Raw genomic sequence first — 15,252 nt, 5'->3', positions numbered from 1 at the left:
CTGCCCCCTTTTAGACGGAGCACCCCCAGTGATGAGCAATGCAGCCCAAGTCGTACCCAAGTTCCCTGAAAGCATCTTTCGCGCTTACGACATTCGCGGAACCGTTCCGGAAACCCTGAACGCTGAAACCGCCTACTGGATCGGTCGCGCCATTGGCTCCGAGAGCCTGGCCCAGGGCGAACCCAATGTTTGCGTAGGCCGTGACGGTCGCCTGTCCGGCCCCGAGCTGGTGGCGCAACTGATCCAGGGCCTGCACGACAGTGGTTGCCACGTCAGCGATGTCGGCCTGGTACCGACACCGGCGCTGTATTACGCGGCCAATGTGCTGGCTGGCAAATCCGGGGTGATGCTGACCGGTAGCCACAACCCATCGAACTACAACGGCTTCAAGATCGTCATTGCCGGCGACACCCTGGCCAACGAACAGATCCAGGCCCTGCACGATCGCCTCAAGACCAACAACCTGAGCAGCGGCCAGGGCAGCATCACCAAGGTCGACATTCTCGATCGCTACGGCAAGGAAATCACTGCCGACGTCAAACTCGCCCGTCGCCTGAAAGTGGTGGTCGATTGCGGCAACGGCGCGGCCGGCGTCATCGCGCCTCAGCTGATCGAAGCGCTGAATTGCGAAGTCATCCCGCTGTTCTGCGAAGTGGACGGCAACTTCCCCAACCACCACCCGGACCCGGGCAAGCCCGAGAACCTGGAAGACCTGATCGCCAAGGTCGCCGAGACCAACGCCGATATCGGCCTGGCCTTCGACGGTGACGGCGACCGCGTTGGCGTCGTGACCAACACCGGCAGCATCGTCTTCCCCGATCGCCTGTTGATGCTGTTCGCCAAAGATGTCGTAGCGCGCAACCCGGGCGCGGAGATCATCTTCGACGTCAAATGCACCCGCCGCCTGATCCCGCTGATCAAGGAATACGGCGGTCGCCCACTCATGTGGAAGACCGGTCACTCGCTGATCAAAAAGAAAATGAAGCAGACCGGTGCGTTGCTGGCCGGTGAAATGAGCGGGCATGTGTTCTTCAAGGAACGCTGGTTCGGTTTCGACGACGGTATCTACAGCGCCGCGCGGCTGCTGGAGATCCTCAGCAAGGAAAAATCCAACGCGGAAGAGCTGTTCGCCACCTTCCCGAACGATATTTCTACGCCGGAAATCAATATCCATGTGACCGAAGAGAGCAAATTCAGCATCATTGATGCGCTGCACGACGCGCAATGGGGCGAAGGCGCCGACCTGACCACCATCGACGGCGTACGAGTCGACTACCCCAAAGGCTGGGGCCTGGTTCGCGCCTCCAACACCACGCCGGTGTTGGTACTGCGCTTCGAAGCCGATGACGAAGCCGAACTGCAGCGCATCAAGGATGTGTTCCACACTCAGCTGAAACGTGTTGCACCTGACCTCCAACTACCGTTTTGATTTTCTTCAAGCGCCTTTATTGAAGTGCCGGAGCCCTGAATGACCCTCGAACGCGATGCCGCCGCCAATACCGCCAAGGTCCTGTCCGAAGCGCTGCCTTATATTCGCCGCTATGTCGGCAAGACCCTGGTGATCAAATACGGCGGCAACGCGATGGAAAGCGAGGAGCTGAAGACCGGCTTCGCCCGCGACATCGTGCTGATGAAGGCTGTCGGGATCAACCCGGTGGTCGTGCATGGCGGCGGCCCGCAAATCGGTGACCTGCTCAAGCGCCTGTCCATCGAAAGCCACTTCATCGATGGCATGCGCGTCACCGACGCGGCGACCATGGACGTGGTGGAGATGGTCCTCGGCGGCCAGGTGAACAAGGACATCGTCAACCTGATCAACCGCCATGGCGGCAGCGCCATCGGCCTGACCGGCAAGGACGCGGAGCTGATTCGCGCGAAGAAGCTCACCGTCACCCGCAAGACGCCGGAAATGACCACCCCGGAAATCATCGACATCGGCCACGTAGGCGAAGTGGTCGGCATCAACACCGACCTACTGAACCTGCTGGTCAAAGGTGATTTCATCCCGGTGATCGCACCGATCGGTGTCGGCGCCAACGGCGAGTCGTACAACATCAACGCCGACCTGGTGGCCGGCAAGGTGGCCGAGGCGCTGAAAGCCGAGAAGCTGATGCTGCTGACCAACATCGCCGGCCTGATGGACAAGTCGGGCAAGGTGCTGACCGGCCTGACCACCCAACAGGTCGATGCCCTGATCGAAGACGGCACCATCTACGGCGGCATGCTGCCGAAGATTCGTTGCGCGCTGGAAGCGGTGCAGGGTGGCGTGGGCAGCTCGCTGATCATCGACGGTCGGGTACCCAATGCGATTCTGCTGGAGATCTTCACCGATACCGGTGTCGGCACCCTGATCAGCAATCGCAAGCGTCCTTAAGCGCTGCAAATAAAAAGCCCCCGCCTGGGCAAGCCAGGCGGGGGCTTTTTATTGCGCCTTCTGTAGGAGCGGAGCTTGCCCGCGATAGCGGTGCATCAGGTCAGACCGCTATCGCGGGCAAGCCTCGCTCCTACAATACTCAGACGCCGAATTGCGCGCGGTAGGCTTCCACCGCCGGCAGATGCTGCTTGAGCGCCGGATCGTCCGCCAGGAACTGCAGGACCTGGGTCAGGGAAACGATGCTCACCACCGGAATGCCGAAGTCGCGCTCGACTTCCTGGATCGCCGACAACTCACCATTGCCACGCTCCTGGCGGTTCAGGGCGATCAACACACCCGCGGCCTTGGCGCCCTCCTGGGATTCGATGATCTGCATCACTTCGCGGATCGCGGTGCCCGCGGTGATCACGTCGTCGATGATCAGCACGTCGCCAGTCAATGGCGCGCCGACCAGGCTGCCGCCTTCGCCGTGAGCCTTGGCTTCCTTGCGGTTGAAACACCATGGTAGATCGCGCTGATGATGCTCGGCCAGGGCCACGGCCGTCGCCGCCGCCAAAGGAATGCCTTTGTACGCAGGACCGAAAAGCACATCGAAAGAAATGCCGCTGTCGACGATCGCCGCGGCATAAAAACGCCCCAGCTGCGCCAGGGCCGAGCCGCTGTTGAACAGGCCGGCATTGAAGAAGTAAGGACTGGTACGCCCGGACTTCAGGGTGAACTCACCGAAGCGCAAAACCCCGCGATCGATGGCAAAACGAATGAAATCGCGCTGATACGCCTGCATGAAAAAGCCCCAAATACCACGGATTTAGCTAATTAGGTAGACCTCGGGTATCATACACGCACGTGATTTTTGGGGCCATTTATGCGGATCATCAGTGTGAACGTCAATGGTATTCAGGCTGCAGTGGAGCGAGGTTTGCTCAGTTGGCTGCAAGCACAGAATGCCGACGTCATCTGCCTGCAGGACACCCGCGCCTCCGCCTTTGAACTGGACGATCCAGCCTTCCAACTGGATGGCTACTTCCTTTATGCCTGCGATGCCGAAGTTCCCGCCCAAGGCGGTGTGGCTTTGTATTCGCGGTTGCAACCGAAGGCTGTCATCAGCGGTCTCGGCTTCGAGACGGCCGACCGCTACGGGCGCTACCTGCAAGCCGATTTCGACAAGGTCAGCATCGCGACCTTGCTGCTTCCTTCCGGGCAGAACGGCGATGAAGACTTGAACCAGAAGTTCAAGCTTATGGACGACTTCGCCCGTTACCTGGATAAACAGCGGCGCAAACGTCGCGAGTACATTTATTGTGGCTCGCTGTACGTGGCGCAACAGAAGCTGGATATCAAGAACTGGCGTGACAGCCAACAATCTCCGGGTTTCCTGGCGCCTGAGCGTGCCTGGATGGACGAGATTGTCGGCAACATGGGTTATGTCGATGCCCTGCGCGAAGTCAGCCGCGAAGGCGATCAATACAGCTGGTGGCCGGACAACGAACAGGCCGAGATGCTCAACCTGGGCTGGCGCTTCGACTATCAGCTGCTGACCCCGGGCCTGCGTCGCTTCGTGCGCAGCGCACGCCTGCCACGCCAGCCGCGCTTCTCGCAGCACGCGCCGCTGATCGTGGACTACGACTGGACGCTGACCATCTAAGCGTCTTTTCGCAGCCACAAAAAAGCCGACATCAGTGTCGGCTTTTTTGTGGGCGCTCGGCCTATTTGATCAATCGCCAGGTGAACGGGTAACGGTACGCCACCCCTTCATTGGCCTTGACCCCGGCGATGATGGTCAGCACCAAGGCGCCGATCGCCAGCAGACCGAAAAGCAGGAAACCCACCAGCACCACCATCAGCAGGAAGCAGACCAGCGAGGCCAGGGCCACGGTGATCTGAAAGTTCAGCGCTTCCTTACCCTGGGCATCGATGAACGGATCGGTCTCGCGCTTCATCTGCCAGAGTACTAACGGACCGATCAGGGTGCCGAACGGAATCCAGATGCCCAGCAAGGCCGACAGGTGACAGAACATCGCCCACTGACGCACCTCATGGCTCGGGACAGGTTGCGGAAGCTGGTCGTCGTTCATGCGGCTCTCCTTGCTGAAAGCTACCGGGCAATCAGTCAGCCAGGGCTGCCTGTTGCAATTCAAAGATCTCGCTCATGCCTTTCTTGGCCAGCGCCAGCATGGCGTTCAGTTCTTCCGGCTGGAACGGCGCGCCTTCGGCAGTGCCCTGGACTTCGATGAAACCGCCAGTGCTGGTCATGACCACGTTGAGGTCAGTCTCGGCCGCCGAGTCTTCCAGATAATCCAGATCCAGCACCGGCTCGCCCTGGTACATGCCCACGGACACCGCTGCGATCATTTGCTTGATCGGGTCGCCGCCCTTCAGGCCGCCCCGCTTCTTGATCACTTTCAGCGCATCCACCAGAGCCACCATGGCACCGGTGATCGACGCGGTACGGGTACCGCCATCGGCCTGGATCACATCGCAGTCGACATACAGGGTGACGTCGCCCAGCTTGGTCATGTCCAGCGCAGCGCGCAGGGAACGGCCGATCAGACGCTGGATCTCCAGGGTGCGGCCGCCTTGCTTGCCGCGACTGGCTTCACGCTGGTTACGCTCGCCGGTGGCGCGCGGCAGCATGCCGTATTCGGCGGTCAACCAACCCTGGCCCTGGCCCTTGAGGAAGCGGGGTACGCCGTTCTCGACGCTGACCGTGCAGATCACTTTGGTATCACCGAACTCGACCAGTACAGATCCCTCGGCGTGTTTGGTGTAGTTGCGGGTGATGCGGATCGAGCGGAGCTGATCGGCAGCGCGACCACTTGGACGTTTCATAGGGAAATACCTGTACGGGGACGGAAAACTGCCGATCATTATAGAGCCCGCGGCCCTGCCTGGGCAGTTCTAAAAACCCCGGCCCGTCGGCGACGCCTCTGGAACGGCCCTCCGGTCGCCCCGCAGCGCTTTGTCACACCCGCAGTTTGGGAGCATCCACCGCACTGCGCTACAATCCTGCGCCTTCGCAGCCTGTCGGCTTCAATTCATTCATATCGGGCCCGTGCAACCCTTCGCGGTTGGCGGCGGACCTGTATCGGAGGTACCTCCATGGTGCACAGCATGACCGCCTTCGCCCGGGTAGAACGGGCCGGCACTCAGGGCACCCTGAGCTGGGAACTGCGCTCGGTCAACAGCCGTTACCTGGAACCGCACCTGCGCTTGCCGGAATCCTTTCGCGACCTGGAAGGCGCGGTCCGTGAGGCGCTGCGCCAGGGACTGTCGCGCGGCAAGCTCGAATGCACCTTGCGCTTCACCGAAGAAACCACCGGCAAACCACTGCAGGTCGACCGGGAGCGCGCCGCGCAACTGGTGGCGGCAGCCGAGTCCGTTGCCAGCCTGATCAAGCAGCCAGCGGCGCTGAACCCACTGGAAGTGCTGGCCTGGCCCGGCGTCCTGGTGGCCGACGCCAGCGACCCGCAGGCGCTGAACAACGAAGCCCTGAGCCTGTTCAACCAGGGGCTGAAAGAGTTGAAGAGCGGCCGCGAGCGCGAAGGCGCGGAGCTGGCCCGCCTGATCAACGAACGCCTGACCTCCATCGAGGAAGACGTCGTGACCCTGCGCGAACTGGTCCCGCAGATGCTCGCCACCCAGCGCCAGAAGGTTCTCGACCGCTTCGCCGACATGCAGGCCGAGCTGGACCCAACACGCCTGGAACAGGAAATGGTGCTGCTCGCCCAGAAGAGCGACGTCGCCGAAGAACTGGACCGCCTGAGCACCCACATCATCGAAGTTCGCCGCGTGCTCAAGTCCGGCGGCGCCGCCGGCCGGCGCCTGGACTTCCTGATGCAGGAACTCAACCGCGAAGCCAACACACTGGGCTCCAAGGCCTTCGACCCGCGCAGCACCCAGGCTGCGGTCAACCTCAAGGTGTTGATCGAGCAGATGCGCGAACAAGTACAGAATATTGAGTAAGGCTACCCCGACATGAACCACAGCACCGGCACCCTCTACATCATTTCCGCCCCTTCGGGCGCGGGCAAGACCAGCCTGGTCAAGGCCCTGATCGACGCCGATCCGTCGATCCGCGTTTCCGTGTCCCACACCACCCGCGCCATGCGCCCGGGCGAAGTGGACGGCGTGAACTACCACTTCGTCTCGCGCGAAGCGTTCGTGAAGATGGGTGAACACGGCGACTTCCTCGAGCGCGCCGAAGTCTTCGGCAATCTCTATGGCACCTCCCAAAGCCACTTGCAGCAGACCCTGGACGAAGGTCACGACCTGATCCTGGAAATCGACTGGCAAGGCGCCGAGCAGGTGCGCAAGCTGATGCCCCAGGCTCGTTCGATCTTCATCCTGCCGCCGTCCCAGCAGGCCTTGCGCCAGCGCCTGACCAACCGCGGCCAGGACAGCGACGAGATCATCGAAGGCCGGATGCGCGAAGCGGTCAGCGAGATGAGCCACTACGTCGACTACGACTACCTGATCATCAACGACGATTTCGCCCATGCGCTGGACGATCTGAAGGCGATTTTCCGCACCAACCAGCTGCATCAGAAGCGCCAGCAACAGCGTTTCGGCAAATTGCTCGCCGAATTGCTGGGCTGAATAGCACTTCCCAAACCCGCTGCAAGGGCTTTACATTGGCACTTGTAGCGGGTCGGAAAGCTTGGTTAAAAAATCAGCGCTTCCCTAATCGCTGGTGATTTTTTAAACTGTTGAGTCCGCTCGCCCATCCGGGCAGCGCGCATATTGCATTTGCTACGAGGAAGACCATGGCCCGCGTAACCGTTGAAGACTGTCTAGAACACGTGGATAACCGCTTTGAGCTGGTCATGCTCTCTACCAAGCGTGCCCGTCAACTGGCAACCGGCGGCAAAGAGCCGAAAGTAGCATGGGAAAACGACAAGCCTACCGTCGTCGCCCTGCGCGAAATCGCTGAAGGCCTGATCGACTACGCAGCTATCGCCGAAGCCGAAATCGTTGAAGATGAACCGCTTTTTGCTGCATTCGAGGACGAGTCCAACGAGGCCGTCTAAGCCTATGCCTGGTCGACGTAGCACGGCGCGGGATCACAGCTTACGGCAGGAGTCATCATGCCGAGCATAGACGCCCTCGCCGATCGCTTATCGACCTATCTCGGCACGGATCAGGTCAATCTGGTCCGCCGAGCGTATTTCTACGCCGAACAAGCCCATGACGGTCAGCGCCGTCGCAGCGGCGAGGCGTACGTCACGCACCCGTTAGCGGTCGCAAACATTCTCGCCGACATGCATATGGACCATCAGAGCCTGATGGCGGCCATGCTGCATGACGTGATCGAAGACACCGGTATCGCCAAGGAAGCGCTGCAAGCGCAGTTCGGTGAAACCGTGGCCGAACTGGTCGACGGGGTCAGCAAACTGACCCAGATGAATTTCGAGACCAAGGCCGAAGCCCAAGCGGAAAACTTCCAGAAGATGGCCATGGCCATGGCGCGCGACATTCGCGTGATCCTGGTCAAGCTGGCCGACCGCCTGCACAACATGCGCACCCTGGAAGTGCTGTCCGGCGAAAAACGCCGGCGGATCGCCAAGGAAACCCTGGAGATCTATGCACCCATCGCCAACCGCCTGGGCATGCACAGCATCCGCATCGAATTCGAAGACCTCGGTTTCAAGGCCATGCATCCGATGCGTTCCGCGCGGATCTACCAGGCGGTCAAGCGCGCCCGGGGCAACCGCAAGGAAATCGTCAACAAGATCGAAGAATCCCTGAGCCACTGCCTGGCCATCGACGGTATCCAGGGCGAGGTCAGCGGCCGCCAGAAGCACTTGTATGGCATCTATAAAAAGATGCGCGGCAAACGCCGGGCCTTCAACGAGATCATGGACGTCTACGCGTTCCGGATCATCGTCGACAAGGTCGACACCTGCTACCGCGTGCTCGGCGCCGTACACAACCTGTACAAGCCGCTGCCGGGTCGCTTCAAGGATTACATCGCGATCCCCAAGGCCAACGGCTACCAGTCGCTGCATACCACGCTGTTCGGCATGCACGGCGTGCCGATCGAGATCCAGATCCGCACCCGCGAAATGGAAGAGATGGCCAACAACGGCATCGCCGCCCACTGGCTGTACAAATCCAGCGGCGACGAGCAGCCCAAGGGCACCCACGCCCGGGCTCGCCAATGGGTCAAGGGCGTGCTGGAGATGCAGCAACGCGCCGGCAACTCCCTGGAATTCATCGAAAGCGTGAAGATCGACCTGTTCCCGGACGAGGTCTACGTGTTCACGCCGAAAGGCCGGATCATGGAACTGCCCAAAGGCTCCACGGCGGTGGACTTCGCCTATGCGGTACACACTGACGTCGGCAACAGCTGCATCGCCTGTCGGATCAATCGCCGCCTGGCGCCGCTGTCCGAACCGCTGCAAAGCGGCTCCACCGTGGAAATCGTCAGCGCCCCGGGCGCACGCCCCAACCCGGCCTGGCTCAACTTCGTGGTCACCGGCAAGGCTCGCACCCACATCCGCCACGCACTGAAACTGCAACGCCGCTCCGAGTCCATCAGCCTGGGCGAACGCCTGCTGAACAAGGTGCTCAACGGTTTTGACAGCGCCCTGGAAAAGATTCCGGCCGAACGCGTGCAAGCGATGCTCACCGAGTATCGCCTGGAGCTGATCGAAGACCTGCTGGAAGACATCGGCCTGGGCAACCGCATGGCTTATGTGGTCGCCCGCCGCCTGCTCGGCGAAGGCGAACAGCTGCCAAGCCCGGAAGGTCCGCTGGCCATTCGCGGCACCGAAGGCCTGGTCCTGAGCTATGCCAAGTGCTGCACGCCGATCCCGGGCGACCCGATTGTCGGCCACCTGTCCGCGGGCAAAGGGATGGTGGTGCACCTGGACAACTGCCGCAACATCAGCGAAATCCGCCACAACCCGGAAAAATGCATCCAGCTTTCGTGGGCCAAGGATGTCACCGGCGAATTCAACGTCGAGCTGCGCGTCGAGCTGGAGCACCAGCGCGGCCTGATCGCCCTGCTGGCCAGCAGCGTCAACGCGGCCGACGGCAATATCGAGAAAATCAGCATGGACGAACGGGATGGTCGCATCAGCGTGGTCCAACTGGTGGTCAGCGTGCACGACCGCGTGCACCTGGCCCGCGTGATCAAGAAACTGCGCGCCCTGACCGGCGTCATTCGCATCACTCGCATGCGTGCATAGCTCGCTATATAGCCCGCCCATTACAAGGAGTCATTCATGACCAAGACCGTTATCACCAGCGACAAGGCACCCGCCGCGATCGGCACCTATTCCCAGGCGATCAAGGCAGGCAACACCGTCTACATGTCCGGCCAGATCCCGCTCGATCCAAAGACCATGGAACTGGTGGAAGGCTTCGAAGCCCAGACCGTCCAGGTATTCGAGAACCTCAAGTCCGTGGCCGAGGCCGCCGGTGGTTCGTTCAAGGACATCGTCAAACTGAACATCTTCCTCACCGACCTGAGCCACTTCGCCAAGGTCAACGAGATCATGGGCAAGTACTTCCAGCAGCCTTACCCTGCCCGTGCCGCCATCGGCGTTGCCGCCCTGCCAAAAGGCGCGCAGGTTGAAATGGATGCCATCCTGGTCATCGAGTAACACGTCCGGCGCGGCTACCCAGGCCGCGCCGTCTCCGTTCTGAAAGGATTTTCTCATGCGCAAAGCGCTAGCCCTCTCGTTGTGCGCCCTGTTCCTCGGTGGCTGCGCCAGCGATCCCGCCGACCGTGACATCAGTGGTACCTGGATCAATCAGGTCGCCATCGACGCCGCCGCCAAAGGCGGACCGCTGCGCGAAGCCCTGCAAGGCTACGGCCCGAACCTGGAATGGGACGTCAACACCAAGGCCAGCCAGGCGCGCTACACCAATGGCTTCGAAAACGTTGAAGGCAAGGTGTTGGCTGAAGAGTCCGGCGCCTGGAAAATCGATTTCTACGGCAGCTCCGCCAGCGAATTGAAGCGCGACGGCAAACAGCTGCTGCAAGAAGCCAACGACAACGAGCCGGAACAGGTCTTCGATCGTCCCAAGGACCCGGCCCCGGAAGGCGCGCCACTGGGCGCCAACTTCGAGCGCGCGCTGTACTCGGCTTACCTGGGCGGCGAATGGAAAATCGTCAACGGCCCGGGCGAAGGCGGCACCGTGCTGTTCCAGTCCAACGGCCAGGTCATGGGCCTGCCGGGCGCCGATCGCTACGCACTGTGCCTCGCCGGCGACTGCGCCTCGATGAGCGGCGGCTACGACAACCTGTGGCTGCAGCTCAACGGCCAGGGCAACCCGTGGATCTTTGCGCGCAACGGCAAGCAACTGGAGATCTTCCAGCCCATCAACGCCTCCCAGGCGAACGAGGTACCTTCCCTCACCCCGGGTACGCGCCAGTGGCTACTGGAAAAACAGTGATCCAGCAAAAAGGAGCCGAAAGGCTCCTTTTTCTTTATTCATGATGCGGCTCAGCCCTGCCCTTCGATAATCTGCGCATACCCCTCGCGAAAACTCGGATAACGCGGCGCCCAGCCCAGGGCCCTGGCGCGGGCATTGCTGCAGCGCTTGCTGCCGGAACGCCGCACGCTCGAGCTGTCCGCCCACTCGGTCACGCCCAGGTACTCCCGTAGCCAGCCCACCACCTCGGCCAAAGGCACCGGTGCATCGTCGACCCCGATATAGCAATCCTCAAGCACCACGCCGCGCCGATCGGCCTGCAACAGGAAGGCCAGCAACCCCGCGGCATCGTCGGCATGAATGCGGTTGCCATACAGCGGTGGATCGATGGCGACGCGATAACCCTGACGCACCTGATTCAACAGCCATTCCCGCCCCGGGCCGTAAATCCCGGTCAACCGCACCAGGCTGGCTGGAATGCCACTCTGCAAGGCCACTTGCTCGGCCTCGAGCATCAGCCGCCCGGAATAGCCGTCGGCCTGGGCCGGCGAGGTCTCGTCGATCCACTCGCCATTTTTCTGCCCGTATACGCTGCTGCTGGAAACGAACAGCAAGCGTTTTGGCGACTGCCCGTTCTGCTTGAGCCAACCCAGGACATGGGTCAGCCCCTCGACATAGGCCGCACGATAGCCCGCCTCGTCATGCTCGGTCGCGGCCGCGCTGTACACCAGGTAATCCAGCGACGTGGTGGGCCAGGCTGGCGGACACTGCTCACTGAAAAGATCGCCCGCCACGCCGATCACCCCTTCCGGCAATTGCGAAACCGTGCGCCGCAGGCCGTAGACCTGCCAGTTTTCAGCCAGCAGTTGCTTCGCCAGACGGCTGCCGACATCACCGCAGCCAGCGATCAGAACAGAAGGGGCGGACATCAGAAAACTCCTATCAGAAAGGCACAGACTAGCGTCGGCAATGGACGAGCGGCTAGCAATCAAAGAAAAAAAGATACTCTATTACTTCTGTTAACAAGAATTAGTTGCAATAATGACGGCCCATTTGTTCTCGGCCCTGCGAGGCCTAGAAGGACACTTACCCTTTTCCCTCTCAGGTCCGGCCAGCATGACACGCAATCAATTCTCCGCTTCGCCAACCCAACGCCCAAGCCCGCTGCGCGCCATGAGCGCGGCCGCAGCGTTGCTGTTCAGCCTGCTGCTGGCACCGACCGCCGCCTTCGCCGATGAGCAGGCCCCGGCTGGCGCCGCGACACCTGCGGCAGCCCACGCGCCGGCCGACGCCACGGCGCCGGTAGCCACTCCGGTCGCTGCAGCGCCGGCACCTGCCGAAGGCGAAGCAGCCGTTGATGCACCTGAAGTCCTCGAAGCGGACAACTCCCTGGGCATGGCCCACGACCTGTCTCCCTGGGGCATGTACCAGAACGCCGACATCATCGTGAAGCTCGTGATGATCGGCCTGGCCATCGCCTCGATCATCACCTGGACCATCTGGATCGCCAAAGGCTTCGAGCTGATGGGCGCCAAGCGTCGCCTGCGCGGTGAAATCCTCAACCTGAAAAAGGCCACCACCCTCAAGGATGCCAGCGTCACCGCCGCCAAAGAAGGCACCCTGGCCAACCTGCTGGTCCACGACGCCCTGGAAGAAATGCGCCTGTCGGCCAACAGCCGCGAGAAAGAAGGCATCAAGGAACGCGTCAGCTTCCGCCTCGAGCGCCTGGTAGCCGCCTGCGGCCGCAACATGAGCAACGGCACCGGCGTGCTCGCCACCATCGGTTCCACCGCGCCCTTCGTCGGCCTGTTCGGTACCGTGTGGGGCATCATGAACAGCTTCATCGGTATCGCCAAAACCCAGACCACCAACCTCGCCGTCGTCGCCCCCGGCATCGCCGAAGCTCTGCTGGCAACCGCCCTGGGTCTGGTCGCGGCCATTCCAGCGGTGGTCATCTACAACGTCTTCGCCCGCTCCATCGCCGGCTACAAGGCCCAGGTCTCCGACGCCTCCGCGGAAGTCCTGCTGCTGGTCAGCCGTGATCTCGATCACCTGCCGACCGCCGAGCGCTCCGCGCAACCTCATGTGGCCAAAGTAGGGTAATCCGCCATGGGCCTGCATTTGAAAGAAGGCGCAGAAGACGATCTCGCCGAAAACCACGAAATCAACGTCACGCCGTTCATCGACGTGATGCTGGTACTGCTGATCATCTTCATGGTCGCCGCGCCGCTGGCGACCGTGGACATCAAGGTCGATCTTCCGGCCTCGACGGCCAAACCGGCACCACGCCCCGAGAAACCGGTGTTTCTCAGCGTCAAGGCCGACCAACGCCTGTACCTCGGCGACGACGAAGTGAAGGCCGAAGCCCTCGGCGCCACCCTCGACGCCAAGACCCAGGGCAAGAAAGACACGACGATCTTCTTCCAGGCCGACAAAGGCGTGGATTACGGCGACCTGATGAGCGTGATGGATGCCCTGCGGGCCGCCGGATACCTGAAGGTCGGCCTGGTCGGACTTGAGACGGCTACCAAGAAATGATCACGACGCGCCAAAAACTGACGCGTTACAGCGGTAGCCTGGCCATCGTATTGGGGGTCCATGCGGTCGCGATCCTGCTCGCGCTCAACTGGAGCTCCCCCATGCCGGTCGAGCTGCCACCGCAGGCGATGATGGTCGAGCTGGCGCCGCTTCCGGCACCGCCTCCTCCCGCGCCGCCCAAGGTCGTGACGCCACCGCAGCCGCCGGCTCCGGTCGAAGAGCTGCCGCTGCCCAAACTCGCGGAAGCGCCGAAACCGACGATTTCCGTGCCCAAGCCGGTCAAACCCAAGCCCAAGCCGCAACCGCCCAAGCCGGTGGAGAAAAAGCCGGAACCGCCGAAGGAAAAGCCGAGCGAAGAGAAGCCTAGCGACGCTCCGCCGACGCCCACCGCGGCACCGTCCTCGGCACCTGCTCCGGGCCCGTCGCCGGCGCAGATCGCCGCCAAGGAAAGCTGGCAAGGCACGCTGCTGGCGCACCTGGCCAAGTACAAGAAGTACCCGCCGGGTGCCCAGGCGCGCGGCAAGGAAGGCCTGAACCGGCTGCGCTTCGTGGTCGATGCCCAAGGCAACGTGCTGTCCTATGAACTGGTAGGACGCTCGGGCAACGCCGATCTGGACCGGGCCACCCTGGAAATGATCCGCCGCGCCCAGCCGCTGCCCAAGCCGCCGGCGGACATGCTCAACAACGGCTCGATCGAGATCGTCGCGCCCTTCGTTTACTCCCTGGAGAAACGTCGCCGTTGACAGCACCAGCGCCTTTGTAGGAGCGAGCTTGCTCGCGATGAGGCCAGCGCAGCTACCGCCGGATAAGCGGGCATTTGGCCGCTTAGGCGGATCGCGAGCAAGCTCGCTCCTACAGGGCATGAGGGCGGCAGCGCAAACCTATTAAAGGCACCCAAAGGTGCCTTTTTGCTTTTCCAGGCATGACCGGCATGCATTGCCCGGTGTCACAGCGAGCATTGAGTCTGATAACGTGCGTCTATCGATTGCAGCCGGTATGCTTGGCCCGCAACCTCATGGACGTCCGCTATGACTCTTACTGAATTACGCTACATCGTTACCCTCGCCCAAGAGCAGCACTTCGGCCACGCGGCCGAGCGTTGCCATGTCAGCCAGCCGACCCTGTCGGTGGGCGTGAAGAAGCTTGAAGACGAACTCGGTGTGCTGATTTTCGAACGCAGCAAGAGTGCGGTACGTCTGACGCCGGTCGGCGAAGGCATTGTCGCCCAGGCGCAGAAGGTCCTCGAACAGGCCCAGGGCATTCGCGAACTGGCCCAGGCCGGCAAGAACCAGCTGACCGCCCCGCTGAAGGTCGGCGCCATCTACACCGTCGGCCCGTACCTGTTTCCGCACCTGATCCCGCAACTGCACCGGGTCGCCCCGCAGATGCCGTTGTATATCGAAGAGAACTTCACCCACGTGCTGCGCGACAAGCTGCGCAACGGCGAACTGGACGCGATCATCATCGCCCTGCCGTTCAACGAAGCCGACGTGCTGACCCTGCCGCTGTACGACGAACCCTTCTACGTGCTGATGCCCAGCACCCACCCCTGGACCCAGAAAGAGACCATCGACGCCAACCTGCTCAACGACAAGAGCCTGTTGCTGCTGGGCGAAGGCCACTGTTTCCGCGACCAGGTCCTGGAAGCCTGCCCGACCCTGACCAAGGGCAACGACGGCGCCAAGCACACCACGGTGGAATCCAGTTCCCTGGAAACCATCCGTCATATGGTCGCTTCCGGCCTTGGCGTCTCGATCCTGCCACTCTCGGCGGTGGACAGCCATCACTACGCTCCGGGCGTGATCGAAGTGCGGCCGCTGACCGCGCCCGTGCCGTTCCGCACCGTGGCGATCGCCTGGCGCGCCAGCTTCCCGCGGCCGAAAGCCATCGAGATCCTCGCCGACTCGATCCGCCTGTGTTCGGTGGCCAAGCCGCCTGCCGCGAGTTAAACCGTCGCG

The 15,252-nt window shown here is 62.0% G+C and carries 16 protein-coding genes and 1 pseudogene; 13 read left to right on the top strand and 4 right to left on the bottom strand.

The window, feature by feature from the left end; all coding sequences use genetic code 11:
• Positions 1–25: 25 nt before the first annotated feature.
• Positions 26–1,429: pseudogene (locus tag AC07PQ_RS16075) on the top strand (phosphomannomutase/phosphoglucomutase); the annotation flags it as partial.
• Between the two features lie 39 nt (positions 1,430–1,468).
• Positions 1,469–2,374, top strand: coding sequence for an acetylglutamate kinase (gene argB, locus AC07PQ_RS16070; RefSeq protein WP_007921120.1), 906 nt, complete (start codon positions 1,469–1,471; stop codon positions 2,372–2,374).
• Positions 2,375–2,513: 139 nt separating this feature from the next.
• On the opposite strand, the gene pyrE is transcribed toward argB, so the two are convergent.
• Positions 2,514–3,158, bottom strand: a complete 645-nt coding sequence (gene pyrE / locus AC07PQ_RS16065) for an orotate phosphoribosyltransferase (protein WP_007921122.1) — start codon at positions 3,156–3,158, stop codon at positions 2,514–2,516.
• A gap of 81 nt (positions 3,159–3,239) precedes the next feature.
• Here pyrE and crc point away from each other — a divergent pair, with 81 nt between their 5' ends.
• Positions 3,240–4,019: a catabolite repression control protein Crc gene (crc, locus tag AC07PQ_RS16060; protein WP_003176915.1), complete on the top strand. Its 780-nt coding sequence runs from the start codon at positions 3,240–3,242 to the stop codon at positions 4,017–4,019.
• Positions 4,020–4,080: 61 nt separating this feature from the next.
• On the opposite strand, the gene AC07PQ_RS16055 is transcribed toward crc, so the two are convergent.
• Both AC07PQ_RS16055 and rph read right to left on the bottom strand, forming a co-directional pair.
• Positions 4,081–4,449 (bottom strand): DUF4870 domain-containing protein, encoded by a 369-nt coding sequence (locus AC07PQ_RS16055; RefSeq protein ID WP_007921123.1) that lies wholly within the window; start codon positions 4,447–4,449, stop codon positions 4,081–4,083.
• A gap of 31 nt (positions 4,450–4,480) precedes the next feature.
• Complete coding sequence (gene rph / locus AC07PQ_RS16050) at positions 4,481–5,203, bottom strand: ribonuclease PH (protein WP_007921124.1); 723 nt, start codon at positions 5,201–5,203, stop codon at positions 4,481–4,483.
• A 270-nt stretch (positions 5,204–5,473) separates the two neighbouring features.
• On the opposite strand from rph, the gene AC07PQ_RS16045 reads away from it, so the two are divergent.
• The 6 genes from AC07PQ_RS16045 (at position 5,474) to AC07PQ_RS16020 (ending at position 10,777) form a co-directional block, all read left to right on the top strand.
• Positions 5,474–6,337 carry a YicC/YloC family endoribonuclease gene (locus tag AC07PQ_RS16045; protein ID WP_007921125.1) on the top strand — a complete coding sequence of 288 codons (864 nt, stop codon included), beginning with the start codon at positions 5,474–5,476 and terminating at the stop codon, positions 6,335–6,337.
• A 12-nt stretch (positions 6,338–6,349) separates the two neighbouring features.
• The gene (gene gmk / locus AC07PQ_RS16040) at positions 6,350–6,970 is read left to right on the top strand and encodes a guanylate kinase (RefSeq protein WP_007921126.1); all 621 of its coding nucleotides are present in this window, start codon (positions 6,350–6,352) and stop codon (positions 6,968–6,970) included.
• 167 nt (positions 6,971–7,137) lie between these two features.
• A complete protein-coding gene (gene rpoZ, locus AC07PQ_RS16035; RefSeq protein ID WP_007921129.1) occupies positions 7,138–7,401 on the top strand; it encodes a DNA-directed RNA polymerase subunit omega in 264 nt (87 codons plus the stop codon).
• A 57-nt stretch (positions 7,402–7,458) separates the two neighbouring features.
• Positions 7,459–9,564: a bifunctional GTP diphosphokinase/guanosine-3',5'-bis pyrophosphate 3'-pyrophosphohydrolase gene (spoT, locus tag AC07PQ_RS16030; protein ID WP_007921131.1), complete on the top strand. Its 2,106-nt coding sequence runs from the start codon at positions 7,459–7,461 to the stop codon at positions 9,562–9,564.
• A 36-nt stretch (positions 9,565–9,600) separates the two neighbouring features.
• Positions 9,601–9,981, top strand: a complete 381-nt coding sequence (locus tag AC07PQ_RS16025; RefSeq protein ID WP_007921133.1) for a RidA family protein — start codon at positions 9,601–9,603, stop codon at positions 9,979–9,981.
• 55 nt (positions 9,982–10,036) lie between these two features.
• Positions 10,037–10,777 carry a putative periplasmic lipoprotein gene (locus AC07PQ_RS16020; protein WP_007921135.1) on the top strand — a complete coding sequence of 247 codons (741 nt, stop codon included), beginning with the start codon at positions 10,037–10,039 and terminating at the stop codon, positions 10,775–10,777.
• A gap of 50 nt (positions 10,778–10,827) precedes the next feature.
• Here the strand turns inward: AC07PQ_RS16020 and AC07PQ_RS16015 are convergent, their stop codons facing one another.
• Positions 10,828–11,685, bottom strand: coding sequence for an SDR family oxidoreductase (locus AC07PQ_RS16015; RefSeq protein ID WP_493185883.1), 858 nt, complete (start codon positions 11,683–11,685; stop codon positions 10,828–10,830).
• 187 nt (positions 11,686–11,872) lie between these two features.
• Between AC07PQ_RS16015 and exbB the strand changes: the two genes are divergently transcribed.
• The 4 genes from exbB to AC07PQ_RS15995 all read left to right on the top strand — a co-directional run bounded on the left by exbB (position 11,873) and on the right by AC07PQ_RS15995 (position 15,243).
• Positions 11,873–12,859, top strand: coding sequence for a tonB-system energizer ExbB (gene exbB / locus AC07PQ_RS16010; protein WP_493185882.1), 987 nt, complete (start codon positions 11,873–11,875; stop codon positions 12,857–12,859).
• A 6-nt stretch (positions 12,860–12,865) separates the two neighbouring features.
• Positions 12,866–13,294, top strand: a complete 429-nt coding sequence (exbD, locus tag AC07PQ_RS16005; protein ID WP_007921142.1) for a TonB system transport protein ExbD — start codon at positions 12,866–12,868, stop codon at positions 13,292–13,294.
• Positions 13,291–14,037, top strand: coding sequence for an energy transducer TonB family protein (locus tag AC07PQ_RS16000; RefSeq protein ID WP_007921144.1), 747 nt, complete (start codon positions 13,291–13,293; stop codon positions 14,035–14,037). Before exbD ends, AC07PQ_RS16000 begins: the two co-directional genes overlap by 4 nt.
• Positions 14,038–14,322: 285 nt before the next feature.
• The gene (locus tag AC07PQ_RS15995) at positions 14,323–15,243 is read left to right on the top strand and encodes a hydrogen peroxide-inducible genes activator (protein ID WP_007921147.1); all 921 of its coding nucleotides are present in this window, start codon (positions 14,323–14,325) and stop codon (positions 15,241–15,243) included.
• Positions 15,244–15,252: the final 9 nt, after the last annotated feature.

The organism is Pseudomonas sp. GW821-FHT09E12 (genome assembly GCF_059416085.1).
The sequence above is the reverse complement of the archived record's forward strand: the minus strand, read 5'-3'. Positions and strand labels throughout refer to the sequence as shown.

Bases quoted from the DNA above. Each gene is read 5' to 3' on its own strand.
- pyrE (WP_007921122.1), bottom strand. From the start codon at position 3,158: ATGCAGGCGTATCAGCGCGATTTCATTCGTTTTGCCATCGATCGCGGG.
- AC07PQ_RS16045 (WP_007921125.1), top strand. From the start codon at position 5,474: ATGGTGCACAGCATGACCGCCTTCGCCCGGGTAGAACGGGCCGGCACT.
- AC07PQ_RS15995 (WP_007921147.1), top strand. From the start codon at position 14,323: ATGACTCTTACTGAATTACGCTACATCGTTACCCTCGCCCAAGAGCAG.
- AC07PQ_RS16015 (WP_493185883.1), bottom strand. From the start codon at position 11,685: ATGTCCGCCCCTTCTGTTCTGATCGCTGGCTGCGGTGATGTCGGCAGC.
- crc (WP_003176915.1), top strand. From the start codon at position 3,240: ATGCGGATCATCAGTGTGAACGTCAATGGTATTCAGGCTGCAGTGGAG.
- rph (WP_007921124.1), bottom strand. From the start codon at position 5,203: ATGAAACGTCCAAGTGGTCGCGCTGCCGATCAGCTCCGCTCGATCCGC.
- spoT (WP_007921131.1), top strand. From the start codon at position 7,459: ATGCCGAGCATAGACGCCCTCGCCGATCGCTTATCGACCTATCTCGGC.
- exbD (WP_007921142.1), top strand. From the start codon at position 12,866: ATGGGCCTGCATTTGAAAGAAGGCGCAGAAGACGATCTCGCCGAAAAC.
- AC07PQ_RS16055 (WP_007921123.1), bottom strand. From the start codon at position 4,449: ATGAACGACGACCAGCTTCCGCAACCTGTCCCGAGCCATGAGGTGCGT.
- rpoZ (WP_007921129.1), top strand. From the start codon at position 7,138: ATGGCCCGCGTAACCGTTGAAGACTGTCTAGAACACGTGGATAACCGC.
- AC07PQ_RS16020 (WP_007921135.1), top strand. From the start codon at position 10,037: ATGCGCAAAGCGCTAGCCCTCTCGTTGTGCGCCCTGTTCCTCGGTGGC.
- exbB (WP_493185882.1), top strand. From the start codon at position 11,873: ATGACACGCAATCAATTCTCCGCTTCGCCAACCCAACGCCCAAGCCCG.
- gmk (WP_007921126.1), top strand. From the start codon at position 6,350: ATGAACCACAGCACCGGCACCCTCTACATCATTTCCGCCCCTTCGGGC.
- argB (WP_007921120.1), top strand. From the start codon at position 1,469: ATGACCCTCGAACGCGATGCCGCCGCCAATACCGCCAAGGTCCTGTCC.
- AC07PQ_RS16000 (WP_007921144.1), top strand. From the start codon at position 13,291: ATGATCACGACGCGCCAAAAACTGACGCGTTACAGCGGTAGCCTGGCC.
- AC07PQ_RS16025 (WP_007921133.1), top strand. From the start codon at position 9,601: ATGACCAAGACCGTTATCACCAGCGACAAGGCACCCGCCGCGATCGGC.